Source organism: Rufibacter tibetensis, assembly GCF_001310085.1.
Taxonomy (GTDB): domain Bacteria; phylum Bacteroidota; class Bacteroidia; order Cytophagales; family Hymenobacteraceae; genus Nibribacter; species Nibribacter tibetensis.
The window spans coordinates 2,152,188-2,178,216 of record NZ_CP012643.1 but is presented as its reverse complement, the minus strand read 5'-3'; the positions used below and the strand labels follow the sequence as shown (position 1 = coordinate 2,178,216).

Annotated in this window: 22 protein-coding genes; 12 read left to right on the top strand and 10 right to left on the bottom strand. The window is 47.3% G+C overall.

Going from position 1 to position 26,029, the window contains the following annotated elements:
- Positions 1-151: 151 nt before the first annotated feature.
- Positions 152-811: a hypothetical protein gene (locus tag DC20_RS08670; protein ID WP_062543469.1), complete on the bottom strand. Its 660-nt coding sequence runs from the start codon at positions 809-811 to the stop codon at positions 152-154.
- 120 nt (positions 812-931) lie between these two features.
- A complete protein-coding gene (locus DC20_RS08665; RefSeq protein WP_157593105.1) occupies positions 932-1,609 on the bottom strand; it encodes a hypothetical protein in 678 nt (225 codons plus the stop codon).
- A gap of 106 nt (positions 1,610-1,715) precedes the next feature.
- Between DC20_RS08665 and DC20_RS08660 the strand changes: the two genes are divergently transcribed.
- From DC20_RS08660 to DC20_RS08645, 4 genes are all read left to right on the top strand, one after another.
- Positions 1,716-2,159 (top strand): SRPBCC family protein, encoded by a 444-nt coding sequence (locus tag DC20_RS08660; protein WP_062545878.1) that lies wholly within the window; start codon positions 1,716-1,718, stop codon positions 2,157-2,159.
- Between the two features lie 126 nt (positions 2,160-2,285).
- Positions 2,286-3,773, top strand: coding sequence for a 1-hydroxycarotenoid 3,4-desaturase CrtD (gene crtD / locus DC20_RS08655; RefSeq protein ID WP_062543467.1), 1,488 nt, complete (start codon positions 2,286-2,288; stop codon positions 3,771-3,773).
- A 183-nt stretch (positions 3,774-3,956) separates the two neighbouring features.
- A complete protein-coding gene (locus DC20_RS08650) occupies positions 3,957-5,378 on the top strand; it encodes a hypothetical protein (protein WP_062543466.1) in 1,422 nt (473 codons plus the stop codon).
- A 328-nt stretch (positions 5,379-5,706) separates the two neighbouring features.
- Positions 5,707-6,315 (top strand): TetR/AcrR family transcriptional regulator, encoded by a 609-nt coding sequence (locus tag DC20_RS08645; RefSeq protein ID WP_062543465.1) that lies wholly within the window; start codon positions 5,707-5,709, stop codon positions 6,313-6,315.
- Between the two features lie 78 nt (positions 6,316-6,393).
- Here DC20_RS08645 and DC20_RS08640 read toward each other — a convergent pair whose 3' ends face one another.
- From DC20_RS08640 to DC20_RS08625, 4 genes are all read right to left on the bottom strand, one after another.
- Positions 6,394-6,636: a DUF6952 family protein gene (locus DC20_RS08640; RefSeq protein WP_062543464.1), complete on the bottom strand. Its 243-nt coding sequence runs from the start codon at positions 6,634-6,636 to the stop codon at positions 6,394-6,396.
- A gap of 8 nt (positions 6,637-6,644) precedes the next feature.
- Positions 6,645-6,962, bottom strand: a complete 318-nt coding sequence (locus DC20_RS08635; RefSeq protein WP_062543463.1) for a thioredoxin family protein — start codon at positions 6,960-6,962, stop codon at positions 6,645-6,647.
- Positions 6,963-7,059: 97 nt separating this feature from the next.
- A complete protein-coding gene (locus DC20_RS08630) occupies positions 7,060-7,764 on the bottom strand; it encodes a hypothetical protein (protein ID WP_157593104.1) in 705 nt (234 codons plus the stop codon).
- A gap of 216 nt (positions 7,765-7,980) precedes the next feature.
- Positions 7,981-8,208 carry a hypothetical protein gene (locus tag DC20_RS08625; RefSeq protein ID WP_157593103.1) on the bottom strand — a complete coding sequence of 76 codons (228 nt, stop codon included), beginning with the start codon at positions 8,206-8,208 and terminating at the stop codon, positions 7,981-7,983.
- A 389-nt stretch (positions 8,209-8,597) separates the two neighbouring features.
- On the opposite strand from DC20_RS08625, the gene DC20_RS22840 reads away from it, so the two are divergent.
- The 4 genes from DC20_RS22840 (at position 8,598) to fumC (ending at position 12,730) form a co-directional block, all read left to right on the top strand.
- Positions 8,598-8,762 (top strand): hypothetical protein, encoded by a 165-nt coding sequence (locus DC20_RS22840; protein WP_157593102.1) that lies wholly within the window; start codon positions 8,598-8,600, stop codon positions 8,760-8,762.
- Positions 8,759-9,475 (top strand): M15 family metallopeptidase, encoded by a 717-nt coding sequence (locus tag DC20_RS08620; RefSeq protein ID WP_062543460.1) that lies wholly within the window; start codon positions 8,759-8,761, stop codon positions 9,473-9,475. Before DC20_RS22840 ends, DC20_RS08620 begins: the two co-directional genes overlap by 4 nt.
- A 130-nt stretch (positions 9,476-9,605) precedes the next feature.
- On the top strand, positions 9,606-11,150 hold the full coding sequence (locus DC20_RS08615) for a glycoside hydrolase family 10 protein (protein ID WP_062543459.1): 1,545 nt from the start codon (positions 9,606-9,608) through the stop codon (positions 11,148-11,150).
- Positions 11,151-11,332: 182 nt separating this feature from the next.
- Positions 11,333-12,730, top strand: a complete 1,398-nt coding sequence (gene fumC / locus DC20_RS08610) for a class II fumarate hydratase (protein WP_062543458.1) — start codon at positions 11,333-11,335, stop codon at positions 12,728-12,730.
- Positions 12,731-12,950: 220 nt separating this feature from the next.
- Here the strand turns inward: fumC and DC20_RS08605 are convergent, their stop codons facing one another.
- Both DC20_RS08605 and DC20_RS08600 read right to left on the bottom strand, forming a co-directional pair.
- Complete coding sequence (locus DC20_RS08605) at positions 12,951-14,666, bottom strand: RagB/SusD family nutrient uptake outer membrane protein (RefSeq protein WP_062543457.1); 1,716 nt, start codon at positions 14,664-14,666, stop codon at positions 12,951-12,953.
- A gap of 11 nt (positions 14,667-14,677) precedes the next feature.
- Positions 14,678-17,932, bottom strand: coding sequence for a SusC/RagA family TonB-linked outer membrane protein (locus DC20_RS08600; protein ID WP_083470280.1), 3,255 nt, complete (start codon positions 17,930-17,932; stop codon positions 14,678-14,680).
- A 595-nt stretch (positions 17,933-18,527) separates the two neighbouring features.
- Between DC20_RS08600 and DC20_RS08590 the strand changes: the two genes are divergently transcribed.
- The 3 genes from DC20_RS08590 (at position 18,528) to DC20_RS08580 (ending at position 20,829) form a co-directional block, all read left to right on the top strand.
- Positions 18,528-19,703: an acyltransferase family protein gene (locus DC20_RS08590; RefSeq protein ID WP_071885412.1), complete on the top strand. Its 1,176-nt coding sequence runs from the start codon at positions 18,528-18,530 to the stop codon at positions 19,701-19,703.
- A gap of 163 nt (positions 19,704-19,866) precedes the next feature.
- Positions 19,867-20,259, top strand: a complete 393-nt coding sequence (locus DC20_RS08585; protein WP_062543453.1) for a diacylglycerol kinase — start codon at positions 19,867-19,869, stop codon at positions 20,257-20,259.
- Between the two features lie 84 nt (positions 20,260-20,343).
- Entirely contained in the window at positions 20,344-20,829 is a 486-nt protein-coding gene (locus DC20_RS08580; RefSeq protein WP_062543452.1) for a DinB family protein, read from the top strand.
- 121 nt (positions 20,830-20,950) lie between these two features.
- On the opposite strand, the gene DC20_RS08575 is transcribed toward DC20_RS08580, so the two are convergent.
- Both DC20_RS08575 and DC20_RS08570 read right to left on the bottom strand, forming a co-directional pair.
- On the bottom strand, positions 20,951-21,742 hold the full coding sequence (locus tag DC20_RS08575; RefSeq protein WP_062543451.1) for a DUF4382 domain-containing protein: 792 nt from the start codon (positions 21,740-21,742) through the stop codon (positions 20,951-20,953).
- A gap of 109 nt (positions 21,743-21,851) precedes the next feature.
- Positions 21,852-24,866, bottom strand: a complete 3,015-nt coding sequence (locus DC20_RS08570; RefSeq protein ID WP_062543450.1) for an AsmA family protein — start codon at positions 24,864-24,866, stop codon at positions 21,852-21,854.
- 45 nt (positions 24,867-24,911) lie between these two features.
- On the opposite strand from DC20_RS08570, the gene DC20_RS08565 reads away from it, so the two are divergent.
- Positions 24,912-25,988: a PorP/SprF family type IX secretion system membrane protein gene (locus DC20_RS08565; protein WP_071885411.1), complete on the top strand. Its 1,077-nt coding sequence runs from the start codon at positions 24,912-24,914 to the stop codon at positions 25,986-25,988.
- Positions 25,989-26,029: the final 41 nt, after the last annotated feature.

Sequence of the window (26,029 nt, the reverse complement as noted above, 5' to 3'; positions counted from 1 at the left end):
TCGTATTTCTTCTTCACTATATAAAAGTAGCTCTACAAAATCCTGTTTTGAAGTTGTTTACTCATCGGTTTCTCAAAAACAGCATAAAAGCAGCATCGCCTACTGATAGCTATGTATCAGTAGGCGATGCTGTTTAAGGGTTAACTTCAGCTTAGGCCTTGATTTTAGAGTAAGGGAATTTCTTAGAGGCTTTGCGCATGATGGTGGTAATGATGGTACCGGTGTCGCTGCCTAAACCTCTGGAAAGGCTCTTCTCGTATTTCCAAAGCAGTTCCCCTGAGGCTCCATCATGGATATTGATGGCTGTTTTACCAGAGTTAGTAGCTCCGTAGAAACCAACGGCCAGGCCAAGAGCTAAGGAGGCCCCTTCAGACATCGGCTTGTCGGTAGAGAAGGTGCCAGAGATGATCCCATCTACACCTAGTACTTTAGACAGCTCAGCAGGGGTGAAGCTTTTGATATTTTCTGGGGTGATGTTGTTCTTCAACAACAGGGCATTGGTAGTGGCAGCATCCTGGAAAGAAACGGTGTAGTCATCTTTGCTGCTTACTTTCAGGAAGTAGGTTTGTAAGGCGCTCTGCACAGCCAGTCCCTCATTCTTCTCCATCTCTTTGATGCGCTCAGGGGTCATGCTTTTCATCTGGTTCGGGCGTAAGCCCACGCGGGCCTCGAAAGGCAGAATGGCAATGGTCTTGTGCTGCTTCGCGAGCGTCTCAAAGGCCGGATTGGTGTAGATTTCTTTTGTCTGGGCTGAGGCTCCTACGCTTAAGAACAAGGCAACCAGCAGGAGGAATACGGAAGTACGTTTCATGATACTTGAATTTAAATGAAGAGTGGAAACTAGTTTATAGGGTACTTTATGAAATTTTAGGCATATTCTTCCCAACTGGAGTTTAAAACCCAGCCTTGGCTTTGAGAAAGAAGTGTATGGCTACTTCTGGGAGTAAGGTATTTTCTTTGAGGCTTTGCGGGTGATGGCCCTGATGATGTGATGCGTGTCGCTGCCCAAGCCTCTGGACAAAACCTTGTCATAACTCCAGAGCAGGTCACCAGATGCTCCGTCATATATTCTCATCACGGTGTTCCCGGTATTGGTAGGACCTATGCCACCTACATAGGGGGTGTAGAGAAACGTGTAAACCGCATACAGGGCCGCAACGGCGGTAGATACCGGTTTGTCGGTGGTAAGCGAACCTACTAGTACGGCATCCACTCCCAGCATTTGCGCCAGTTCAGTGGCCGGATAAGAGCTGAGTTCTTCCGGCTGAATGTCATGCTCTTTCAGGATGGAGTTGGTTACATTCACATCCTGCACCAGAACCTTCTCCTCCTTTTTGTTCACCTTTTTCAGAAAATGGATCTGAAAAGCGCTTTGCACCGCCCGCCCGTGCTGCAGTTCCAGGGCATACAGGCCTTCAGGCGTTAGTCTGCGCATCTGGTTCGGCCGGAGGCCAACCTGTACATCAAAGGGTAAAATTGCAATGGTCTTGTGATGTTTGGCCGCCGCCGAAAAAGCAGGGCTTGTGTACATGTTGCGGGAGTAGTTACAGCTGCCTAACCCCAGTACCACTAGAACCATCATCATCAAAAACGCACGTCTCATCTTCATATTCACCGTTGATCCTTACTTTTATATATCCTTTTCTACTTTGCAGGCCCTTGGCGGCAACATAAGCCAGCAGAACAGGTTACCCTTTTGTACCAATAGCGCCTGCATGAAACTCCATCTTCAGATACCTGTCGCCCAGAATCACCGGGCTGTTTTAGAAGGTTTTACAGTAGACCTGTTTCAGGCCCTTTCACCCCCATTCCCCCGGTTAAAAATTTTACGATTTGATGGAAGCTTTCCCGGAGACCGCGTGGAAATTGAGTTACAAGCCGGCCCAATCAAGCCACGGTGGACCAGCCTGATCACCGAGCGGGAGGAACATAACCAGGAAGCCTGGTTTGTAGACGTAGGGCAGGAGTTACCGGCCCCGCTTACCTATTGGCGGCACAAACACCTTATCACGCAGGAAGGCTCGCACAGCGTGATTCATGAATTGATTGAGTTCCGCACCAACTCCCGTATCCTGGACCTGCTGCTGTACCCTGTTATGTATGCTCAATTTTCTTTAAGAGGACCAGTGTACCGAAAGTTTTTCGGGAAAGTACACTAGGGTTTCAGGGCTGGTTTGTAGAAAAAGGTCTCTAAACATATCTCGCGATATAAGGTGCAATCAAACTTTTACACTGCGGGAGGGTTATGTTCAGGAAAAAAAGCAGAAACTGCGTAGATTGAGACCATGGCAAAAGCAGTAGTGATAGGTTCTGGTATTGGCGGCATTGCGGCGGCCATTAGGCTGGCTGTTAAAGGCTATGCGGTCACCGTGTTGGAAGCGAATGCTTCTTATGGTGGCAAAATGACGCAGTTCACCTTGCCCGGCGGCTACCGCTTTGATGCCGGTCCGTCTCTGTTCACTCTGCCTCAATTAGTAGACGATCTTTTCTCCTTGGCCGGCCGGAACCCGCAAGACTACTTCCGGTACCAGCGCCTGCCCATTGTCACGCAGTACTTCTGGCCAGACGGCACCCGCCTTACTGCCCACGCTTCCGCCGATGCCTTTGCCAAGGAAGTGGAAACCAAACTAGGCATTCCGCAGGACCAGTTGCACCGGCACCTCCGGAAAGTCTCAAGGCTGTACCATGCCACTGCTAATACGTTTCTACACAAGTCGCTGCATAAGCTGGATACCTACTTGAGTGCAGATGTACTGAAAACACTCCCGGCTTTGCCTGAGTTGGGCTTAACCACCACCATGCACGCCGCCAACGCCCGTGCCTTCTCAGACCCGCGCCTGGTACAGTTGCTGGACCGTTACGCCACCTACAACGGCTCTGACCCTTACCAAGCGCCCGGCACCTTAAATCTGATTCCGCATTTGGAGTTCAACATTGGGGCGTTTTACCCCGAGGGCGGCATTTATGCCATTGCTCAAAGTCTAGTGAAGCTAGGAGAGGAGTTGGGTGTAACGTTCAGGTACAATGAGCCGGTGCAGGAGATCCTCACCCAAGGAGACAAGGCCACCGGAGTAAAGACCGCACAAAACACCTATCTGGCTGAAGTAGTAGTGAGCAACATGGACGTAGTACCCACCTACCGAAAACTGCTGCCCAAGCAACCCGCCCCCGAAAGAACCCTGCGCCAACCCCGCAGCAGTTCGGCGTTGATTTACTATTGGGGTATCAGGCGCACGTTCCCCGAGCTGGATTTACATAACATCTTCTTCAGCCAAGACTACAAGCAGGAGTTTGAGCACATCTTCCAGAAAGGTACCGTGGCCGAGGACCCAACGGTGTATGTGAACATCACCTCCAAATACTCCCCTGAAGATGCACCTTTGGGTCATGAGAATTGGTTTGTGATGGTAAACGTGCCCCACAACGCCGGGCAAGACTGGGACCGTTTTATCCAGCAAACCCGGCAAAGCGTGCTTAGAAAAGTAAGTCAAGCACTGGGCGTTGACGTAGAAGCGCTGATCACGACTGAGAAGGTCTGGGACCCGCGGGGCATAGAGGCAGATACGTCTTCCTTTGCCGGTGCCTTGTACGGCAGCTCCTCTAATAACCGGATGGCGGCTTTCCTGCGGCACCCCAACTTTACCGGCAAACTGAAAGGCTTATACTTTGTAGGCGGCAGCGTACACCCTGGCGGAGGCATTCCGCTTTGCCTGCTCTCCGCTAAAATAGCCTCTGATCTGGTACCCGAAGTTTCCTCTGCCGTTTCAGCCTAAGAACTGCTGCTCCTCCTAAGATATCTTGAGCAACTTCCTTCCTGGAAGGTCCATTTTACAGGTCTTTTGCGAAAGATACCTCCAAAGCGTGGTGGGTTTTCTAGTGCAATTGCTGTTCTTTGTAAGCCTGCACTCAAGGTTTTCACACTAGAACTGCCCCCCCATTTCACCAGAAAAGATAGGATGCCACAAGCTTCATACCTTCGTCAAGCCTTACCTGTGGTGTTGCCTATTATGGGTTTGCTGGTAGGGTTAACGTGGTACGTCAAAGACAACGGCTTCTTTTGGGACAGCATTCTGCTCGCCTCTAAGTACGGGCAATGGTACTATATTACCCGCTTTTCTACCTTATTTGTTCCACATGAAATAGCGGGTTACCCACCATTGTTTGGGATGTACCTGGCTGCGGGGTGGCACCTGTTTGGGAAGACCTTGCCCGTGAGCCACTTCTTGATGCTGCCTTTTCTCCTGGGCTTTGTCTGGCAGGTGTATCTTTTAGCCAGGCGCTTCTTACCCTCTTCCTGGATTTTTGCAGGCATGCTCCTGGTGTTTTTGGACCCAACCTTGTTAGCGCAAGCTGCCCAGGTGGTCCCAGATATAGTGCTGTTGTTCCTGTATTTGGTTTGCTTAAACGCTCTTCTGCAGCACCGACCCGTCCTCTTAGCGCTTGCTTTAGTGTTTATGGCTATTCATACTCCCAGAAGCCAGATCCTGCTAAGTGCTGTATTCTTTTCCCAACTGCTTCTGTTCTGGCTGGAAAACGGCAGAATCTCCTTCTCAGCTTTAGGCAAACTGATGGTGCCGTTCCTCCCCGCAGGAGTGGTGCTACTGGTTTGGTTAGGGTTTCATTACAACCACTTTGGTTGGGTTGGCTTTTCCCGATCTTCTGATTGGGGACAGTATGCTGCGTTTGTCACTCCCAAAGGATTTCTGCAAAACGCAGGTATTATCCTTTGGCGCTTGCTGGATTTTGGAAGAGTAGCGGTATGGCTGACTGCTGGCATTTTACTGTGGCAATTCAGGCAACACTACACTCTACAAACTAAACAACTCCTGATTCTCCTGCTAGTGCCCCTATTTACGCTTAGCGTAGTGCTGGTTTGGTTTACCAACCCCATTGGGCACCGGTACTGGTTAGTGGTGTATGTGCTGCTTGGCTTACTAGCCGCTCATTTATTGCAATTCTTACCAAGGCTGAAGATTAGGGTGGGCATACTAGTTCTTTCACTAATCAGCCTAGTAAGTGGGCACTTTTGGGTGTACCCAGAGGGAATCGCGAAAGGCTGGGATGCTACCCTCGCTCACTTGCCTTATTTCAACCTCCGGCACCAGATGCTTTCATACCTGGACCAAAAGCAAATACCCTGGCAGGAGGTGGGAAGTGACTTTCCTAACTTAGCTTCCCCCGCAGATACTGACCTGAACCAGGACCAGCGCCGTTTCCCGCTGAAAGATTTATCCACTCAGCCTTACATTCTTTATTCAAACGTGTTCAATGGCTTCACAGACCAGGAACTAGCTTATCTGCAGCAACACTGGAGGATAGTGCATGAGTTGAAAAAAGGCCAGGTGTACATGAAGTTGTATGCTCGTCCGGACAGGTAGTCTTCATAGATGTTACTTGAGAGCTGGGCTGATTTTGAAGAGCAAATTGGTAAAAATATAAGTAGAAAGAGTGAGTACTGGAACCTCTCTAAGCCTGTGCTAAAATCAAATTCCATTCTATAAAACAAGGATCTACTTGAGGTGAAAAGAGTCCTAATCTGGAAGAACTTTTTGAACTCATTTTCTCTTCCTTCCTAGATGACCTATTCTTAGTTACGTCCAAAGATTTACGTCCTGTTTACATTGTGGAAAATAGTATCTTTGCAGACTGCAAGTGAGGAAATCATATATACTTGTTGGTTATTATCAAATAGAACTCCCACTTAAAATGACTTTTAAGCAAACCGTTTTACAGGAATTGCTCACCCTTATCAGAGTAGAGGGCCTTTCTCATTTAAATGAACAGGAAATAATTAAACGGGTTGATATCTCCTCTGCTACGTTTAAGGAATTCTTTAAGGGCATGGATGACGTGGTTACCCAAGTGGTGGAGTTTGACCTGGAGACCCGTAAGCAAGAGCATCAACGCCTTTTTGCTGGTGAACCTAGTCCGTTGCGGCGTTTGCTTTTAGTAGTGCAACTAGGCTTTGAGACCCTTAGAATGTCACAGCCTACTGTCCTGATGGAAATTCAGGAGAAATACCCTAAGGCTTGGGCGCTTTACTGGAGCCATTCCAATGAATATTCCACGCATTTGCTCAATGACCTCATCAACCAGGGGGTACTCCAAAAAGAGCTGCGGCAAGACCTGAACATTCAGCTGGTGACCAAGATCATGATGGAGCAACTTTCCCTGATGGTCAATCCCGCTATTTTTCCGCCGGAAAGATTTGACATAGCTGAGGTATTCCGCAGTGTGTTCCTGTATTACATCAGAGGAATCTGCGCCGATGAGGGGATGAAGAAAGCCGATGAATTTTTTTCTAAGCTGAAATAGAATTTTAGATGCTATAAACAAGAAGGCCTGCCAATGTAGATTGGCAGGCCTTCTTGTTTATAGGGTATTCTCTAGGAGTTAGTTGATAGAGATTCTGACCTTTTGGGTGAATTCGCGCAGGGCGGTTTTGAAATCAACGTTGTGGTCTCCCATGTGGTTTAAGATCCAAATGGCCCCGAACACGTGGGTCAGTTGCTCACCTTCGTCGGCCCCTTCAATCTCAAAGGAAGGCGTTTCTTCGTTGATCAGTTGTTCTTCGGCTTCGCGCAGGGCTTCAATGCTTTGCGTTTCAACCAGTTTCTTGATGGCAGGTATTTTCATGGGAACTGTTACGCTATTTTACGAACCATTTCAGTAACATAATCTTCTTTGCTGGTGGCGGCGCCTTCCACCAACTCGCCATTCTTGAACACCGCGAAGAAAGGCAGGTTAGTAACACCGGCCAGTTTACGGGCTTCAGGGCTGGTTTCAGCATTCACGTCTAAAAACGCTACATTGGCAAACTCTTCATTAGCGGCCATGCGCTTGAACTTAGGGGAAAACAGACGGCAGTTGCCACACCAATCAGCAAAATACTTCACTACAACGCGCTCGTTGTTTTTCAACACTTCCTGGAAATCTGTATCAGTAGCTTGAATGATAGCCATAAACTTATATATGTAGGTACATCAATTGAATAATTACGCAAATTTAACGCTTCTGATGCACTTTTCAGAAAACAACTAAGAAATAGGAAATATATGGTTATTGTTCGGGCTGAGTAGGAGCAGGCTTCTTGCCGAAAAACCCTCCCCGACCACGTCTGGAGGGTTTAGTCTTCAATGTGATTTGCTCAATAATTTTTTGCCTTGGAAATGAGATCAGCCATAGGCCACGTACCTGTCCTACCTCAACCCCATCGGGTTTGCCTTGCGCGGAGAATACCCGCAGCTGGTCCAGGGAAGAGGAGGTGTAGTCCAGCAGGCTTGGTTCATCACAGCTGGCGCAGTTCCTTCTCCTGATCTCAATAGGCCGCTGGTACTGTACCATGGCTTCGCGCACCTGTAGCTCTGCTTTAGGTTGAGTAGCCCCTTTCTCTGACATTAGACCAGCTTGGGTAAGGTATTGTTTGGCTTCGGCTTCCGAGGCGAAGGTTTTGCGGGTGAGGGTGGCATTGTAGCGCTGCAGGATGCTGCTCACCGTAGGCAATTTATCAGGTTCGGAGACAAAAAGGGCCTGCTCCTTGGGTTGGCTCTCGGCTAGCTGCAGGAACGCACCTTCCACTAAGCGCACAATGGTGTCTCCGGCGGCTACGGCCTGTTTCTCCATGTCTTCCTCGGTAATGCGCTTTACTTTGTGGCGCTCCGCTTCCACGGCCATTTCTTTGCCCCGCTCCAGTTTTTCCGGCTCACAGGCCAAAAAGAACAGGCTGAAAGGTAGCCAAACCAGGTATATCTTCTGTGTACTCATGTGTTTTACGTTCACCAAGGGCACTACCCTTCTGTCTAACAAAGATGGGGCTTACAGGGTTTAATCACAAAATCATTGACAGGACTTACCTTTCTCACATCACTGGGCAGCAGTTTAGGTGCAGGTCTTTCAGGGGTATTTTCTAAAAACAGGCTCTAAAGCAAAAGCCCGCTGCTGAGGCAATGGGCTTTCTGTTGAAGAGGATTAAGTTTCCTGTTATCTGTTCTGCAGTATTACCGGCTTTTCTAATCCTAAGTCTTTGAGACCAGCTAACTGGGTTTTAGCATCGCCTACCACCACGTAGACCATTTTGCTAGGATCAATGTAGTTGTTGATAAGACTTTTGGCCTGGGCATAGCTTAAGCGCTGAATGGCTTGCTCGTCACGTTTCAGGTAAACAGCAGGTAGGTTATAAGTGTTGATAGCTTCCAATAGGCCTACCAAGCTACCCAGGGTCTCATATCCTAGAAAGTTCTGTTTTTGCCTGTGTAAAGTTGGCCTTCTTCCTGTATTTGTAGAAGACAAAGGCACTTTATTACACAGCTTTGCCTGCTTTTCTTAGAGGTAAATGGGTCTCAAAGCTCCTTTTCCCAAACGAGGCTAAAACTTCATCTACTCTCACCTTTGTTCAAATTTCACGGCCCTTCTGCACCAAGAGATCCATAATATTAAAACTTAACTATATTTATAGTCTAAGATCAAACCCTGTTTCAGCCACTATTTTAGAAAAGGAGACGTAAAATGATTTTTTTGGAGGAATTAGTTGTTGAGGCAATGGAAAAGAAAAGCCTGTTCTGAGCAACTTATCGCTCTAGCCTTTACGAAACACCTTCATGAAAAATAGAAAGCTCATTTTATTCCTTTTTTGTTTAGGAGCCCTTTTGGCCTGGACCGCCCTTTGCCTCACCTACTTCACCACTGGTCGCATTGAGTGGCTGAGGTTACTCACCTTTCTGGCCTCTGGTATTTTGGCCTATGTAGTGTACAGACGTAAATGAAAAAGATACTCAGCACCGCCTTTTTGTTGTGGATAAGTGCGGTTGCGTGGGCCCAAACGCCGGCGCAACCGCCCATCCCTAAAAACCAGTATGGGTTACCAGTGGTAACTTCCAGTGCGTTGTATAAGCAGATGGTGAATCAGAACCCCAAACAGGAACTGGTGGAGCTAGCCTCTTACATTCCGGGGTTGGTGCTGGATATTAAATATGCCACTGTTGATAATTTTATAAAAGAGCCGGTGTATAAAATTGCTACGGCGTACGCCCGAAAACCTGTGGCAGATGCCCTGAAGAAAGTTCAGGCAGATTTAAAGCCATTGGGTCTAGGTCTGAAAATTTATGATGGGTATCGTCCTTACCACGTGACGGTGCTATTCTTTAAAAAGGTGAAGAAGAAAGCCTACGTGGCTAATCCCAAAGAAGGCTCTCGCCATAACCGAGGGTGCGCCATTGATTTGACCCTTATCCAACTCAAAGATGGAAAAGAGCTGGAGATGCCCACTCCTTATGATGCCACGGTGGTACAGTCCCACCCAGATTATCCACATGTATCTGAGCAGGTGAAGAAAAACCGAGCCTTGCTTATCAACACTATGCAACGCCATGGTTTTACTGTTTTCCACAATGAATGGTGGCACTTTGACTTCAAAGACTGGCGCCAGTACCCACTCATGGATATCAGGTTTGAAGACCTGAAAGCGCTAAAAAAGTAGCACATCGTCTTTATTTTAGGACCTATTTTCAAAAAACAGCTTCAAAAACGCAGGCCAGAAGGAAAAAACTTGCAGAGAATACTGAAAGGTCGATATTTGTTTATTCAGACCTTTCCCTCTCATCCTTCTTATGAAAAAGCCTTTCCCCTTGCCGAAGTCTGGGTTACTGACAGCGCTGCTCTGCCTTTTGATTTTCTTTGTTCACGCCCAACCTTCCCCGAAACGTGAGTTCCGCGGCGTCTGGATTGCCACGGTTGCTAACATTGACTGGCCCAGCCAAAAAGGCCTTTCGCCCGTCACTCAGATGGAGGAGTTCCGCTATATTCTGGATGAGCATCAGAAAACCGGCATTAACGCCGTGGTGGTGCAGGTACGCCCTACCACCGATGCCCTGTACCGCAGCAAGAAGGAGCTTTGGTCACACTGGCTCACGGGCAAGCAAGGGCAGGAGCCTAACCCGCCGTATGACCCCTTGGCCTTCCAAATTGAGGAGGCGCACAAGCGCGGCATGGAGTTCCACGCGTGGTTCAACCCGTACCGCGCCACCCATGACACTATTAGCGCCAACATCTCGCCGCAGCACATCACCAAAACCCGGCCCGAGTGGTTTATCCAGTACGGGGGCAAATACTACTTCAAACCGGGCTTGCCTGAGGTACGGGCGTATATCATAGACGTGATCATGGACGTGGTACGCCACTATGACATTGACGCCGTCCACTTTGATGATTACTTCTACCCATACCCCACCAAAGACCCGTTTCCAGATGATGAGGATTTTGCCAAATACGGCACGAACTTCACTAACAAAGACGACTGGCGCCGCTACAACGTAGACGAGGTGATCAGGGTCTTGTCTGAGCGAATCAAGAAAGAAAAGCCGTATGTGAAATTCGGGATTAGTCCGTTTGGCATATGGCGAAACAAAACCGAGGAGGAACCCCGCGGTTCAGACTCCAAAGGCGGCATCACCAACTATGACCATCTCTACGCCGACATCAGAGGCTGGCTGGAGAAAGGTTGGATTGACTACAACGTGCCGCAGATTTACTTCCACTTAGGTCACCCTGTAGCCGATTATGGCAAACTGCTGGACTGGTGGAGCAAAAACAGCTTCGGGAAGCATTTGTACGTGGGGCACGGGCCTTACAAAATCAACAATGACCGCGTGTACAAGCAATGGTCAGACCCTAGGGAGACCGGCCGGCAAATCCGCTTAAATCGCCAGACGCCGGATGTGCACGGCAGTGTGTACTTCAGTTCAAAATCAGTCATGGCCAACCCCAATGGCGTTCAGGACAGCCTTCGGCAGTTCTATTACGCCAACTCAGCCCTGTTACCTACCATGCCCTGGCTGGACAGCATTCCGCCTTTGGTTCCCACGCACCTGATAGTACAGAATACTACAGAGGGAGTATCATTACGCTGGACCGCTCCAGCCAAAGCCGCAGACGGGAATGAAGCCCGCTACTACGCCATCTATCGTGTGCAAAGCGACCGAATCCTGAACCCCGAAAACCCTGCGCATTTATTGGCCATCCATCATGGAGGCACCACGTATACAGACACTTCGGCCAAACCAGGGGAAAACTACATCTATGCCGTTACTGCCGTTGACAGGCTGCACAATGAAAGTGCCTTGTCCTATAAAGTAGGAGGGAGGCGGAAGAAGTAAGTGGCAGAAGCTGATGAGTAAGTGCAGGGGTGTAGAGCGTCTTGCAGGTTTTCTACTTTAGAGCAGTTATAAGTCTCTTTTCCAGAAAACAGACTCAAAGCGGGCGGAAGAATGAACGTCCGCTTTTCTGAATAATTCCGTAGTTTTGAAGCATCTAACCTATTCACCATTTTCTAACAGACATGAGCGTACGTATAGAGAAAGACACTATGGGCCCGGTAGAGGTGCCCGCCGATAAATACTGGGGTGCCCAGACCCAACGGTCCAAAGAAAACTTCACCATTGGGGGCCAGTTGATGCCCCGCGAAGTTGTAGAGGCTTTCGCCATTCTGAAGAAAGCTGCTGCTTACACCAACTCTGAACTAGGCGTTCTGCCCCAAGACAAAGCCGAGATCATCGGCCGCGTGTGCGACGAGATTTTAGCTGGTGAGCTTTTTGATGAGTTTCCACTGGTAGTTTGGCAGACCGGTTCTGGTACACAAAGCAACATGAACGTGAACGAGGTGGTAGCCAACCGCGCGCACGTATTGCTGGGCGGCGACCTGATGGATGAGAAAAAGAAAATCCACCCGAATGACGACGTAAACAAATCCCAGTCTTCTAACGACACCTTCCCGACCGCCATGCACATTGCAGGTTACAAGGTAGTGGCTGAGCATACCCTGCCTATGGTGCAGAAACTGCGCGATACGCTGCACGCCAAGTCACAGGAGTACATGAACGTGGTGAAGATTGGCCGTACGCACTTAATGGACGCCACGCCGTTGACTTTAGGCCAAGAGCTTTCTGGTTATGTGTCTCAACTGGACCATGGCATGCGTGCCCTTAAAAATACCTTAGATCACCTGAGCGAACTTGCTTTAGGTGGTTCTGCCGTAGGAACTGGTCTGAACACCCCACAAGGCTATGCCGAATTAGTAGCCCAGAAGATTGCAGAATTCTCTGGTTTGCCTTTGAGAACTGCTGAAAACAAGTTTGAGTCTCTGGCCGCCCATGACGCCATTGTGGAAACTTCCGGTGCGTTGAAGCAACTGGCGGTAAGCTTAATGAAAATTGCCAATGACATCCGTTTACTGGCTTCTGGTCCGCGTTCAGGTATCGGGGAAATCATCATCCCAGAGAACGAGCCGGGTTCATCCATCATGCCCGGTAAAGTAAACCCAACCCAGGCCGAAGCCATGACCATGGTATGCGCGCAGGTAATCGGGAATGACGTGGCTATCTCAGTAGGGGGCATGAACGGCCACTTCGAGCTGAACGTGTTCAAACCGATGATGATTTTCAACCTGCTCATGAGCGCCCGCTTATTAGGCGACGCCTGTGACTCGTTTGACAAGCACTGCGCGGTAGGTATTGAGCCGAACTATGAGGTGATCAAGCGCCAACTGGAGAACTCCCTCATGCTGGTAACTGCCCTGAACCCGCACGTAGGCTATGACAACGCCGCTAAAATCGCGAAGAAGGCCCATAAAGAAGGTACTACCCTGCGTCAAGCCGCTCTTGACTTAGGCTTACTCACCGATGAGCAGTTCACGGAGTGGGTACGTCCTGAAGACATGATTGGAAGCTTAAAGAAATAATTTGTTTATAGCCTCTTTTGGCTAAAATGTAATTCAAACAGAGATGCCCTTTTGCTGCTGCGGAAGGGCATCTCTGTTTACAGGAAGCTTATAGCTTAAAAATCCTTTAGCGAAGAGATACTCATAATTTATTTTCAGAGCAGTTTCCTAAAAAAACTAAAACAGAAAGGCCCGCAACTTGCGGGCCTTTCTGTTTTAGTTTAGAGATCACAGAGTGTACTTATTGCCAACCTGGGTTCTGAGTAAGGGTTACCCCTTTTTCTTTGTAAAGCACGATCTGGTCCAGCGGAAGTGGGTTCAAAAAGAACTTAGGATCTGTGATGGTTCTCTGAGTGGCAGCAGTCCAGGCTGGAGTGATATAACCTTCTGGATCGTTCTGGCTCTTATCAAGTACCACTGCAGCACTGATTCCCGGATGATCAGCTTTTCTGATCCAGGCGCCCATGTTGATTTCTGGGTTCGTTAGCGTATTGGTGTACTCTAATTTCTTCCATCTCTTCAGGTCGTCTAGTCTGAAGCCTTCAAACACCAGTTCAATTCTTCTTTCACGGCGGATTTCCCAAATCAAAGACGGAACTGAAGGGTCTCTTTCTGGGTCATCATACACCTTGCCAGCCACTGCTGGTAGACCACCCATCACCTGTAGATGCGGGATGTTAATTCCTGGTCTGCTTCTCAGCACATTCACAGAAATGTTCAGATCATTCTGGGTTACGGCTGGTCCACCTACTGTGGCTAATTCTGCTGCAGCTTCAGCGTAGTTAACAAGCACTTCTCCGTACCGAATCACAGGAGCATCGGTTGGGTTACCGCTCAGGCTTCCTTCAGGCAGGTCTTTGATGGCTTCGTTCAGGAATTTGTGAGTAGCATACCCAGTGGTGGAGTAGTTACCTGCAATTCCGTTCAATCTAAGCTGGTTCGTTACAAACGTCTGGCTAATTCTTGGGTCTCTGTTCGCCATTACTTTCGCAATACCTTGGTCACCTTGGTAGACAGTTGAAACTCTGATTGGAAGCCCGTCATTGGCCAGGTAAGAATCAATCAGGTCTTTAGAAGGTCCGGTCTGTGGCTCTTTGTTGTTGTAGCTATTAAGAGCGTGGGTAAGGGTACCGGCTACATATTCTCTATAAAGAATCACTTCTGTGTTACCTGCCAGAGAAAGAGAGTTGAATACTTCTCTGTAGTTGCCTAAACGGTATCTGCCAGACTTGATCACCTCATTAGCGGCCCACTTAGCAGCCTCTAAGTATTCTGCCGCTTTGGCGGTGTTGTTATTGTGGTACTTCTGCCAGGTTCCCTCAAACAAGAACACCCGTGACATATAAGCCAAAACTACGTCTTTGTTTACCGTTAAGCCCTTTGGGCCATTTTCAAGGCGCACGTGCTCAGCGGCATATTTGAAGTCAGCCAAAACGCTATCCATTACCAGTGTGCGGGAATCACGTGGTTTGTACAGCTGCTCTACTTCAGTTTCAGTCAGTGCATTGCTATACCATGGAACATCACCAAAGCTCTTTGTCAGGTCATGGTACTCCATTGCTCTGAAGAAACGTCCAATTCCTCTCCAGTGGTTAATGGCAGCTTGATCCATAGGCACCGTTTGGACACGGTTAATGAAGATGTTGGCTTTTCTCACCCAGGTGAAAGACCAACCACCACCAGAAGCAGGAACAGCATTTGGGGTAAACTGCGCCGGGGCAGTAGGGGCAAAGTCATCGTTCAAGCCTTGGCCAGAGAAGTATCTTCCCCAGGTATTACCAGAACCGTAGCCAGAGAAATAAGCAGTGTAGAACCCGTAAGAGAAGGTTCTTACGCTTGTTTCATTTGTCCAGTAGGTTTCATCCGTCAAGGTGTCTGCTGGAGGTGTCTCAAGAAAATCTTCGCACCCAAAAAATGTCAGTGCTAAGAATAAAACTGTAACTATTCTTGTTTTCATGCTTTTACAAATTATAGGGTTACCTGTAGACCAAATGACAGATTGGTTTGGTAAGGGTAAACACGACCGAAAGTTGCTCCGTCATTCAATCCGGCAGTAGTATAGTCTACTTCAGGATCCATTGGGATATCGCCTAATTTATCAAAGGTGAAGAGGTTCTCACCGCTGAAGTAAACGCGCACTCTCTCTATTTTAGCCCTCTGGGTAAGGGCTTTAGGTAAAGTATAGCCAACAGACAGGTTCTTTACTCTCATGTAAGATAAGTCAAGCAGGTATTTGGTTTGAGGCAGGAAGTTTCTGCCGTTATTTGACTGCTCAGCGTCTGTCAAGCGTGGGTAGAAGGCATTAGGATTTTCTTCTGTCCAGTAGTCTAACTGATGTGCAAAGTACGTTGCTTCACCCGCTCTGAAACCTGGGATGATGATGGCACCAGATCCCCAGAAGTCACGTTTGCCCACCCCTTGGAAGAACACACCTAAGTCAAATCCTTTCCATTCTGCACCTAAGCGTAGACCGTATTGATAACGAGGAGTAGAGTTACCAATCACTTTCATATCACCTGGGTCGGTTACTGTTCCGGCACCACGCGTGATTTTACCGTCGCCATTCAGGTCTTTGTATTTAATATCACCTGGGCCATAGAAGAACCAGCCACTCTCAAACAATGCCTGGGTAGGGATACCTTCTTTCAGAACATACTTCCCATTTTTTAAAACCAATTTGCCACTAGCATCTTGCTCAAAGTCTGCTTTGGTGAAGTAACGGTCTGTCTCAAAGCCCCAGATGTCACCAAGTCTTCTGCCTGGTCTGTTTGCGTTGATACCGGTGTTGTCGGCGTACTCAGTAACCACTTCTTTGAAATCAGAGAGAGTAGCAGTAGCATTAATCCTGAAGTCATTTTTGAAAGTATGGTTGAAATCAACGGCTACTTCCCATCCAGTAGTAGTTAACTCACCAAAGTTTCTCAAAGGAACTCCAGCCCCTAAAGTAACTGGTAACACAAGACCCGGGCTGTGCATATCAGTAGTCTTTCTTTCATACCAATCAAAGGTCACACCAAGTTTGTCTTTTAAGAATCTGGAGTCAAACCCAAGGTCAAGGGTAGAAACGGTTTCCCAGGTAAGGTCTGCAATATAGGCAGGAGTTCCAACCTGAAGGGTATTTACTCCGCCCATTACCCAACCTGAGTTACCAGAAGCCATGGTAGAGTAAATATTGTTGATGTTGGCGTTTTGATTACCAATCGCTCCCCAAGATCCTCTTAATTTTAAGAAGGATAGAACAGGCTGGGTAAACTGCATGAATGGCTCTTCAGTGATTACGTAACCGGCAGACATAGAAGGGAAAAAGCCCCATTTCTTATCTTTAGACAATCGGGAAGAACCGTCATAACGGCCGTTCACCTCTAAAAGGTACTTGTTTTTAAAGGTATAGTTAAGACGACCAAACGTTCCAAGGGTTGCCCAGGTGTCACGGTCACCAAACACTAACTGGTCTCCAGTGGCAAGGGGAAGCTCTCCTTGGTTAGGGTTTAGTAAGCCTCTTCTTTCAGACGCATGCCACCAGTACTCCATTTCCTCAATGTCACCTCCTACTATCACTTTAAAGGAGTGATCATTGATGTCTTTCTTATAAGTTGCAAATGCCTTACCTGTTAATTGCTCTCTACGGGAAGTCTCATACCTAACTTTGTCATAGGCCGCTGTGGTGTACGGGCCGTATGGCCAGGTTCCTCCCCCGGTCCAGTAGTTGTAGGCAGTTACTGACCCACCTGTTTGGTGAACCTGTCCGTTGTAGTTATTATAAGTAAAGTCACCGTCTATGGTCAGACCTGGTAGGGGCTTAAGAGTACCACCTACCGCTATTCTTGAAAGAGAGTTCCGGTTTTCATTCATTTTAGCCTGCTCTACTTCTGTAATGGCACTTCTGAAAGGCTTGCCTTCATAGGTACCATAAGGGAAGTTAGTTGGCCATCTGTATAAATAATACCAAGGATCATACGTAGCAGAACCAAAGTTGAAAGGCTCAGTTGTTAAGGTATTTGCATACAGAACTCTGGCTCTTGTATCTAGCCAATCGGTTACACTAGTAGTAACATTAAGATTCAAGGTGTACCGGTTGAATTCATCTGGGTTTACTTTCAACACACCTTTTTGGCCCAAGTAACCCGCACCAATGTGGAATGTGGTTTTCTCGCTTCCGCCAGAAACAGACAGGTCATGCTTCTGCATAGGCGTCCATTCACGCATGTACATTTCAGAAATGTCCCAAGATCTGTAGAAGAACAGGCGGCCATTTCTTACTTCAAAGTCACGGCCCATCACCATTTCGTTTCCTAAATCCTGTCCACCGTACTGTGTTTCCCAGTCACGCATCTTCTGGATAGCGAGGTCATCAAAGTAAACACCCACTATACCCATCTCGGTTAAGTTAGGGTTTCTTCTTCTGGCCGTAGCAAGTGCCATGGCTCCGGCATCTGCGGCAGAAGCTAACTCAGGGGTTTGGGTTGGTTTATTAAAGGAGAAGTTGTTATTGTAGTTTACTCGGGTAGGAGCTCCCTTTTTTCCAGATTTAGTTGTAATCAAAATTACCCCCCAGGCTGCTCTGGCTCCATAGATAGAAGCAGAGGCGGCATCTTTCAGAACAGAAATAGATTCAATGTCTTCAGGGTTTACTAGCTGCAAGCTTGGTATCTCCACGTTGTCTACTAAGATCAATGGCTGAGCACCTCCGCCGCCTGGGCTCAAGGTACCAGTCATACCTCGTAATCTGATAGCAGGATTTTGCCCAATCTGGCCTGAAGGGCTTGTGATAGTTAAGCCTGGCGTTGTTCCTTGCAGAGCACGAGCCACATCCGTTACAGGCCTTGCTTCCAGCACTTTGGTATCAACGGTAGAGACAGCGCCAGTAACATCACTTCGCTTCTGAGTACCATACCCTACCACCACTACTTCATCAAGTGCCTTGGCATCTGACCCTAGTCTCACATCTATGGTACTGGCATCACCTACAGAATGCTCCTGCGCAACAGACCCAATAAAGGTAAAAATCAGCACACTTCCTGGTGTTGCCTGAATAGAGTACCGCCCATCGGTATCTGTTGAGGTACCATTGGTAGTGCCTTTTACTACCACACTCACGCCAGGCATGGCAGAGCCGTCATCAGAAGAAGTCACCCTTCCGGTAATGGTTTTGCTTTGGGCAAAACCTGCCTGAGCAATGCAGAGGCTCAAGGCAAATAAAAGTAGCCGTAACATTATTTTCATAAAAAAGGAGTTAGTAGAACTGATTGATTTGTTGATGGTCTGTAGAAACCTGAAAATGGGGAGGAACTCATTTCATAGGCACATTAGGGTTAGAAGAATCAGAGATGAAGACAGTACGGGTAAGTAGGTGCACAGAGAAGACAAACCCAATCAACCCTATATTCAACCACTATCTTTTTAATGCACCACTTCTTGCGTATTTTGCTATAAAAGCAGCTTGTTTAATGAAAACTATAAAAGAACCTGCCAAAAGTAGACCCTTTTATATAAAAAGCGAAATTAATCAGAAACTGTGAGGCTCAGTAAAGTTAGAAAATATAAGAAGGATTACCATATAATCCTAAGTATAATTAATAATATTTTTTATTAAGCTTATTCAGTAAATGATTTTTTAAATATAACTAATGTTTATTAAAGAATTCATTAATTATAAAAGTGTGTAAAAAAGAGCCAAATTGAAGTAGATTTATTTCCTGCAGGGTGATTCTTCTATCCTGATGGGCCACAGCTTAGCTGGTATTTCCTGAAAACCTGCTTAAAACTGGTGACCTCTTCCATTTGATATTTATGCTTTCAACCTCAACCTGTCCTAGCTGTGAACACTACCTCCACCTCACCTCAACCCTCTGAGAAGCTTACGGCTAATGAAGCTTCCGGCGCTCTTGCCAGGCCAAGACTCAGGTCATTAGATGTTTTTAGAGGAATCACAGTGCTTTCCATGATCCTGGTGAACAATCCGGGCAACTGGGGAAAAATCTATGCCCCGCTCAGGCACGCTGCCTGGCATGGATGCACCCCCACAGATCTTGTGTTTCCCTTCTTTCTCTTTATAGTAGGTGTATCCATTGCCTATGCCCTATCTGGAGCAAAGCTGGCTCCTGAAAATCACTCTAAAACAATTGGAAGGATCATCAGGCGGGGGCTTACCTTGTTTGCCTTAGGTCTGTTTCTGGCCCTTTTTCCGAAATTTGAGTTTGAAGCGGTCCGGATTCCGGGGGTATTACAGCGGATTGGAGTAGTGTTCATCATTGCCGCCATTATCTTCCTGAAAACAGAAAAACGTACCCAAATCATCATTCTCTCCTCCGTGCTGGTGGGCTACTGGGTTCTTATGATGTTTGTGCCAGTACCTGGCATTGGAGAATCTAACCTGCTTCCTACCACAAATTTGGCTGCCTGGCTAGACAACACCTTGCTACCCGGTCATCTCTGGAAATCAACCAAAGTCTGGGACCCCGAAGGCATCTTAAGCACCTTACCAGCGGTAGCTACTGCCCTTATAGGAGTTCTGGCGGGGCAGTGGCTTAAAAAGAAAGATGACGCTGGAAACAAAATTGCCTGGCTTATGGTGTGGGGCGTCATTTGCACCTGCCTGGGTCTTATATGGGATCTTCATTTCCCTATTAACAAAAGCCTCTGGACAAGCTCCTATGTGCTGTATACCGCAGGCCTGGCCATGCTAGGGTTAGGTTTGTGTTACTGGCTCATTGACGTAAAAGGATACCAGAGATTCACCACCCCTTTCTTAGTCTATGGAGTAAATGCCATCACGGTGTTCTTCCTTTCTGGCCTAATCCCCAGAATTATGGGCATGATCAAAGTAAACACACCAGCAGGGGAGGTAGACAGTAAAACCTTCCTTTATGAATCCTTCTACACACCACACCTGAGTCCCTACAATGCTTCTTTGGCCTGGGCCCTAACGTGGATTTTCTTCTGGATGATCATTCTTTGGGTCATGTACAAAAAGAATATCATCATCAAGGTGTAACTTCCAGCACTTGCACTGAGACCATTACAAGAAAGGCCACCGGTGAGTGGCCTTTCTTGTAATGGTCTTTCCGTAATAAAGATGAGGTGGAAGATCTGTTTGGTAAGGATTGCTGAATAACAGAACTTGCATCTGCCGTATCTTTATCTCGTATGGTCTAAAGATGGAAAAAAGACGCCCAACCTTTATAAGAAGCCGTTTGAATAGCTTTGGCTACGCTTTGAAAGGAATATCGGCGGCGTTTAAATCTGAGGTCAACATGCGCTGGCATGTTATTTCAGCTGGGTTGGTGATAGCGGCTGGGTTCTACCTGGGCCTGACTACAATAGAATGGGTAGTAATCTGCTTTGCCATTGGCTTGGTCTGGATGGCCGAACTCTTCAATACCGCTTTAGAAGTAGTGGTAAATTTGGTTTCTCCGGACTTCCACCCGTTAGCAGGCAAAGCGAAAGACATAGCCGCAGGTGCGGTGCTGATTGCTTCCTTAGCCGCTTCTGCAGCCGGACTGCTGGTTTTCATACCGCACCTCTGGGAGTTGCTGCAAAAGTATACGTAAACATTCTTTCTAACCCCCACGTTTACTACTTTTGCCCGATTCTAAAAGGCAGAAGCCCATCCTGTACCCCAATTTATCTGACCAATGACTACAAACGACGTACTTAAGAACCTCACAGAATATAACGTATGGGCCAACTGGCGCATACTCAAAAGCCTGGATCGCATTCAGGGAGATCTTCCTGATTATGCCCAACTTATGTTCAGCCACGTTTTAAATGCTCAAGCCATCTGGATTGCGCGCATCACTGGCACTAAAAGCCCGGTAACTGTTCTGCAAAGACATTCCCTGCAAGAGCTGCACCAACTGCATGAGCAAACGTCTGCCAAGCTAGCTGAGCTCTACGCCAACGCTGATGAAGCCGAACTGAACCGTACCATTGAGTACACCAACACCCAAGGCAAAGCCTATTCTACCAAGGTACAGGACATTCTTACCCACGCCATCAACCACGCCACCTACCACCGCGGTCAGGTAGCTCGCGAATTGCGGTTAGCTGGTCATGAGCCCATCAACTCTGACTACGTTACGTACGTGCGCATTCAGTACGGCCAGGACCTGGAGATCTGATAACAAACGCTGTTTTAAAGCTGTTTTCAGAAAATCAGCCTTGAAACAGTAGTTCAACCATAAAAGAAGAGGGGAAGCCACCGTGGCTTCCCCTCTTCTTTTATGGTTGTGATAGAAATAGCTAGTTTAAATCAACGGGTGCTATTTCTGTGATTCTGTCATTGGTTACTACAATGTTGGTCAGCTCTTTGTTCTTGTAAGGTGCGGTTGTGCTGAATTGCACCTTGTAGGTCCCTGCCGGAACACCTTTGATCAGGAACCGGCCGGCATCATCTGCAAAACCGCCAATGGTGTCGTTAGCCGCTGAGATCACAAAAATTCCTGGCTTGGCAGCGGCAGGGATTACTGATCCTCTAATGCCACCGGCCACTCCCTGCGTTAACGTTCTGATTACCGGTTTAAGGTTATACTGGCCGCTGTTACCACGTGGAACAACTGACTTAGCAGCATCAAAGTCTAACAGTAAAACGTACGTTACGTCTGCTAACAGATCGGCATTGATCTGAAGCTTCAGCCCCGAAGTTTGTCCGCTGGGAGTAGTAAGAGGACGGGTAGAGGTTTCCCCTTTTAACTTTAAAGAGTTGTTCTCCCCAAGCACCAATCGTATCTGAGAAATGCGACCAGCAGGAAGGGTAGCACTGGCTAATAAAGTATCACGGCCATTCGCGAAATCCAAGAGGTTGTACACGCCGGGCGTGATGTGGTCCAACGTAGTCCAGCCAGTACCGTCGTCATTGGTTTCGCGGTGAATCTGCACAGAACGGATGTCCACGTTCACTTCGTCATAGTTACCGGGAGCATCAGTTAGGCGTACTTCCATGCGGGCAGAACCAGAAGGGTCTCTCTCATCTGAACAAGAGGCAAACCCAAGGGCAGCCATCCACATTAATCCAAAAAGTAATCTGTTTTTCATAAAAAGTTATATTTTCCTAATAACCGCCCTAAAACAAGAGCGGCGGAAAACTTATATACAAAAATAGAGCCGTTTTTAGGACAATTCCCGAAAAACGGCTCTATTCAGATTACTGTTTGGTGGTATCTACTGGCGGAGAGGCAGTTGGCTTTTTAGGTAAGAGAAGTTTGTTTAATCTTGACTTTGCTTCGGACCTGAGTTTTTGCTCTGCCTCCAGTCTTTTCTTGTCTAATTCCTGACGGGCCCTCAATTCCACTTCCTGTTGGCGTTTGGTCAGTTCAGCTTTGATGCTGTCTGTGTTGGTAGGCACGTTCACATTCAGCTTCTCTTTTACATCATCCAATTTATTGGTCACTACCTGTTTTACCAGTGAAGCGGCTTCCGCTTTTACACTGCTGCCTTTGAGGGCTACAGCAGGGTCATTGTAATTGCCCGTTACGCCCAACTGCAACGTTACCCGCTCCAAACCGTTGAGGTTTTGCACACCCGTAAGGCTCGTAATCTTACCAGCCAGGGCATTTCCAACCTTCCCGGAAGGTACATCCATGGCTACCACATAATCTACTTTTCCACTGACGTTATTAGTGCCACCTACTGTCATTTTGATGTCGCCTACCGCAAAATCAAAAGGTTTCACCACCAGGTTTCCACCAATGATTTCAGCGGCAAAGCCCCGATTTTTCAACGAGAAGTTCTGCACTTCTTTCAGGTTGGTCAGCTGGCTGATTTTGCTCAGAGCTTGTATGTTGGTAACTACTGCTTCCACTACTTCCACCACGCCTTTTCCGGTAAGGGAACTCATCAAAGGCATCATATCACTGCCTAATTCGCCACTAAAGTTGAATTTGGAGGAGAACTCACCTTTCAACAATCTAGCGATAGGAGCCAGCTTCTGAATAGTCACAAAAGAGTTAAAGGATTGTTGAAAATCAAGGTTCTTGATATCTAAGCCAAACGAGAATTTAGGGTGGATAAGGTCTCTTGAGTCATAAGATCCTGTGGTGGAAAACTGACCTCCTAAGGTGTTGAAAGAAACGTTTTCCAGTTTGGCTATTTGATCTTTAAGTGTCACTTTCCCACTTAGGTTCTGCAGCTTCAGGTTGTCATAAATGACTGTGCCAGCCTGGGTTGTTAACACCATGTCTAAGTTTGCAGGAACCTTCACTAGGCCTTGCGCTTCCTGCGTGGAAGAAGGAACCGTTTGGCCGGTGTGTTCATCTACCATCCATTCGTTCACGTTGAAGGTATTAGACTGCAAAGTAAAATTGCCGCGCAAAGGCTGGTTTTCAGAGAAGAAATAGCCCATGTAGTTTGTCACGGTGCCATTCATCTGTACATCACTCTTGCCTAAGAACCCGGTCAATTGCTGAAGCGCCACCTGCTCATTGTTAAAAGTAGCTTTGGCTGAGTTGATGCGCATGCCCTGTGGTAAGTCTACACTCTTATAATTCAGATTAGCGATCTGTACCGTTCCACTGGCCTGCACGTTACCATAACGTCCAGCATCCACGTCGGTCATCTTACCTTTAGCTAAGATATTTCCGTTCAGGCGTCCGCTAAGGGTAGTACCTTCAATAGGAATGATTTTGGTCAACTTGGTCAAATCCAGTACTCCTCTTACATCGGCATCAAACTGGGGTTGAGCCAGGTTCTTGATGGCTACTCGTCCTTCTAGTGGCTCTTTGTCCAAAAGCATCCTGAAACGTGAAATCTGGATGTCAGTATCTGCTGCGTTTCCGGTCCGGTTCACTACGGTGGAGGCGACGGTCACCTGTTCCAGTGGTGCCGGAAACGAAGAAGATTTCACATAGCCGTTGGTGAGGTTTAAAGTAGCCGTTACTACAGGCATGTGTTTTTCAAAGTACACGCCTTTGGCCTGGGCATTCACCGCCAACAGGCCGCGCAGGGTAGTGCCTTCTAACGGGAAAACCTTCGTAACTTCAGCTAGGTCTAATTTGGCCTGCAGATTACCATCAATCTTCATGGGCTCTAACCCGTCTATCAGTACTCTTCCATCTACCGGGTTCTTGCCTAAGTCAAGGTGCAGTTTGCGCAAATCTATGATGGTGTGGTCCACATTACCATCGGTGTTCTTCACGCTCATGTCAATGTTGATGTTGCGGGCAGCCTGCGGAAGATCTGGGTACTGGAAAGTTCCCTTGTTTATTTTCAGATCTACTCCAAACCCGGGCATGGTCGTTTCATTGAAAACACCTTTTACATAGCCGTTGAAAGCTACTTTACCATCGGTTTTCACGTCTTTAAACTTGTCAGTAAACACTCCCGGTACTAGGGAGAAGATGTTTTTGAAATCAGTCTCTAAGGCTTTGAACGTTAAATCCAGGTTGATGTCATCGGTGGGCATGGCAATAGCCCCGGCCATACCCAAGGCGAAATCATTAATCCGGAAGTTGTTGTCTTTAAAGGTGTATTTGGCATTAGCCAAGTCCATGGCCATGGTCACATCGGCATCCAGCTTCTTGTTCTCAATGTAATTGACCCCGCCGTACGTCATGGTAAAGCGCTCAGCCTGAGTAGATGTTTTCATGTCAAAGATGTCCTTGGCCAAATCACCGCTACCGGTATGTTGTACATTGTAGGCGTTTACTCCAAAGGGAATGCTCAGGTCCTGATACACAATCTGCCCATTGTTGATTTTCCATTCATCAATGCCCATTTTGAAATCAGTGGTATCCTGGGTTTCAGGAGTGGCGGCAGAATCAGGAATGAAAATGTCCCAGTTGGCTTTTCCGCTTTTGAGCACCAACAGCTTCAGGCGGGGCTCATCCATCTGCACAGATTTAATTTCAATCTGGTCACCGGTTAAGACACTCATGAGGTCTAACCCAAGATTGAAGTTTGGCAGATAGGCAAGGGTATCTCTCTGGAAAGAATCTTTCCCTACTATGGTCAGTTCTTTCACGTTCAAGCCAAGATCCGGGAATGTGCGAAAAAGCGAAAGACTTACGTTATTTGTTTCGTATAGAACCCGGGCGTTGACACTCTTGGCAATTTCTTTATCAAGGCGCTCTTTTATCTTGTCTTTGAAAAAGACGGGGATAAGAGACGTAGCGGCCAGCAGTACCACAAGAAAGATTGCCAGACCTATAAATATTTTCTTCATGTTGATAATGATGTATTTTCAGCTTGTAAGTTTAGGTATTTTCAGATGAATATACTCTTCCGCAAGCTTCTGCAATTTGCGTGCCGTGGGTTCCTTTATAAGCCCAAAGGGATACATGGGCTTGTCTTAGCGAGTGCGTTGTTCTTTTTATCTTCCCGGGGAGCAAGGGCACAGGAAAGTTACAGCGTTATGCCGTATGCCCACCGCCTCTTTCTTAACCCAGCTTACACCGGTTTATTGTCTGACTACAGCGTCACTGCCGGGCACCGCTCCCAATGGACTGGGGTGAATGGCGGCTACAGTACCCAATGGGCCAGCGGCGAGTACCGTTTTGAGGAAAACAAAAATGCTGTTGGAGCCACGTTCATGAATGACAAGGCACCGGCAGGAGGTTATCAGAAAATTCAGGCTGGTCTACTGTATGCTTACCATAACAAATTACGGCAAAACCTGGACCTGAGTGCCGGTATGCAGGTGGGCTACGGCTCTCAAAGCCCTTCTTCTAACGGACTAGTTTTTGAAGACCAACTAAACCCAGATGGTACCATTACGCAACCAACCGCTGAAACTTTTGGATTGGACAGAACTTCTTATTTAACAGTATCTGGAGGCATGCTTCTTTTCACACGACAGTTCTGGGTAGGGCTCTCCGGACTTCATGTGAATAATCCTAGAGTAGGGGAAATGTCAGCCAGCACAGCGGCTCCGGTTTTTCAGGTACAAACAGGCTATAGATTTTATGTAAAAAGCAATTTTGACAGAGATCATTTTGAGGAAATCAGCTTTATTCCCACCCTCTCTTACACGCAACAGCGCACGTTTAACCGTTTAGATGCAAGCATATACGCTAATATTACGCCTGTTACGTTAGGTCTGGGAGTCACCATGTTACCCGGTTTAAAAAATACTTCACTAGCTAGTACTATTCAGGGTATAGCTGGCGTTACACTAAAAGGATTTAAAATAGGATATGGGTACCGGCACTCACTGGCTTCAAGCCCCGTTGCCATAGGCCCATCTCATGAGCTCGTTCTTTCCTTTGAGAAAGTGGATTACTTAAAGATTTTCAAAAGATTAGGTTCCGACAAAAAATACAATCGCATTGCTTGTCCAGCATTCTAATTTTCTATATAATTGCGTGTTAAAAGCCACATTTGACCAAA

Coding starts and splice junctions, on each gene's coding strand:
- DC20_RS08670 (WP_062543469.1), bottom strand. CDS start 811: ATGAAACGTACTTCCGTATTCCTCCTGCTGGTTGCCTTGTTCTTAAGC.
- DC20_RS08665 (WP_157593105.1), bottom strand. CDS start 1,609: ATGAAGATGAGACGTGCGTTTTTGATGATGATGGTTCTAGTGGTACTG.
- DC20_RS08660 (WP_062545878.1), top strand. CDS start 1,716: ATGAAACTCCATCTTCAGATACCTGTCGCCCAGAATCACCGGGCTGTT.
- crtD (WP_062543467.1), top strand. CDS start 2,286: ATGGCAAAAGCAGTAGTGATAGGTTCTGGTATTGGCGGCATTGCGGCG.
- DC20_RS08650 (WP_062543466.1), top strand. CDS start 3,957: ATGCCACAAGCTTCATACCTTCGTCAAGCCTTACCTGTGGTGTTGCCT.
- DC20_RS08645 (WP_062543465.1), top strand. CDS start 5,707: ATGACTTTTAAGCAAACCGTTTTACAGGAATTGCTCACCCTTATCAGA.
- DC20_RS08640 (WP_062543464.1), bottom strand. CDS start 6,636: ATGAAAATACCTGCCATCAAGAAACTGGTTGAAACGCAAAGCATTGAA.
- DC20_RS08635 (WP_062543463.1), bottom strand. CDS start 6,962: ATGGCTATCATTCAAGCTACTGATACAGATTTCCAGGAAGTGTTGAAA.
- DC20_RS08630 (WP_157593104.1), bottom strand. CDS start 7,764: ATGAGTACACAGAAGATATACCTGGTTTGGCTACCTTTCAGCCTGTTC.
- DC20_RS22840 (WP_157593102.1), top strand. CDS start 8,598: ATGAAAAATAGAAAGCTCATTTTATTCCTTTTTTGTTTAGGAGCCCTT.
- DC20_RS08620 (WP_062543460.1), top strand. CDS start 8,759: ATGAAAAAGATACTCAGCACCGCCTTTTTGTTGTGGATAAGTGCGGTT.
- DC20_RS08615 (WP_062543459.1), top strand. CDS start 9,606: ATGAAAAAGCCTTTCCCCTTGCCGAAGTCTGGGTTACTGACAGCGCTG.
- fumC (WP_062543458.1), top strand. CDS start 11,333: ATGAGCGTACGTATAGAGAAAGACACTATGGGCCCGGTAGAGGTGCCC.
- DC20_RS08605 (WP_062543457.1), bottom strand. CDS start 14,666: ATGAAAACAAGAATAGTTACAGTTTTATTCTTAGCACTGACATTTTTT.
- DC20_RS08600 (WP_083470280.1), bottom strand. CDS start 17,932: ATGAAAATAATGTTACGGCTACTTTTATTTGCCTTGAGCCTCTGCATT.
- DC20_RS08585 (WP_062543453.1), top strand. CDS start 19,867: ATGGAAAAAAGACGCCCAACCTTTATAAGAAGCCGTTTGAATAGCTTT.
- DC20_RS08580 (WP_062543452.1), top strand. CDS start 20,344: ATGACTACAAACGACGTACTTAAGAACCTCACAGAATATAACGTATGG.
- DC20_RS08575 (WP_062543451.1), bottom strand. CDS start 21,742: ATGAAAAACAGATTACTTTTTGGATTAATGTGGATGGCTGCCCTTGGG.
- DC20_RS08570 (WP_062543450.1), bottom strand. CDS start 24,866: ATGAAGAAAATATTTATAGGTCTGGCAATCTTTCTTGTGGTACTGCTG.
- DC20_RS08565 (WP_071885411.1), top strand. CDS start 24,912: ATGAATATACTCTTCCGCAAGCTTCTGCAATTTGCGTGCCGTGGGTTC.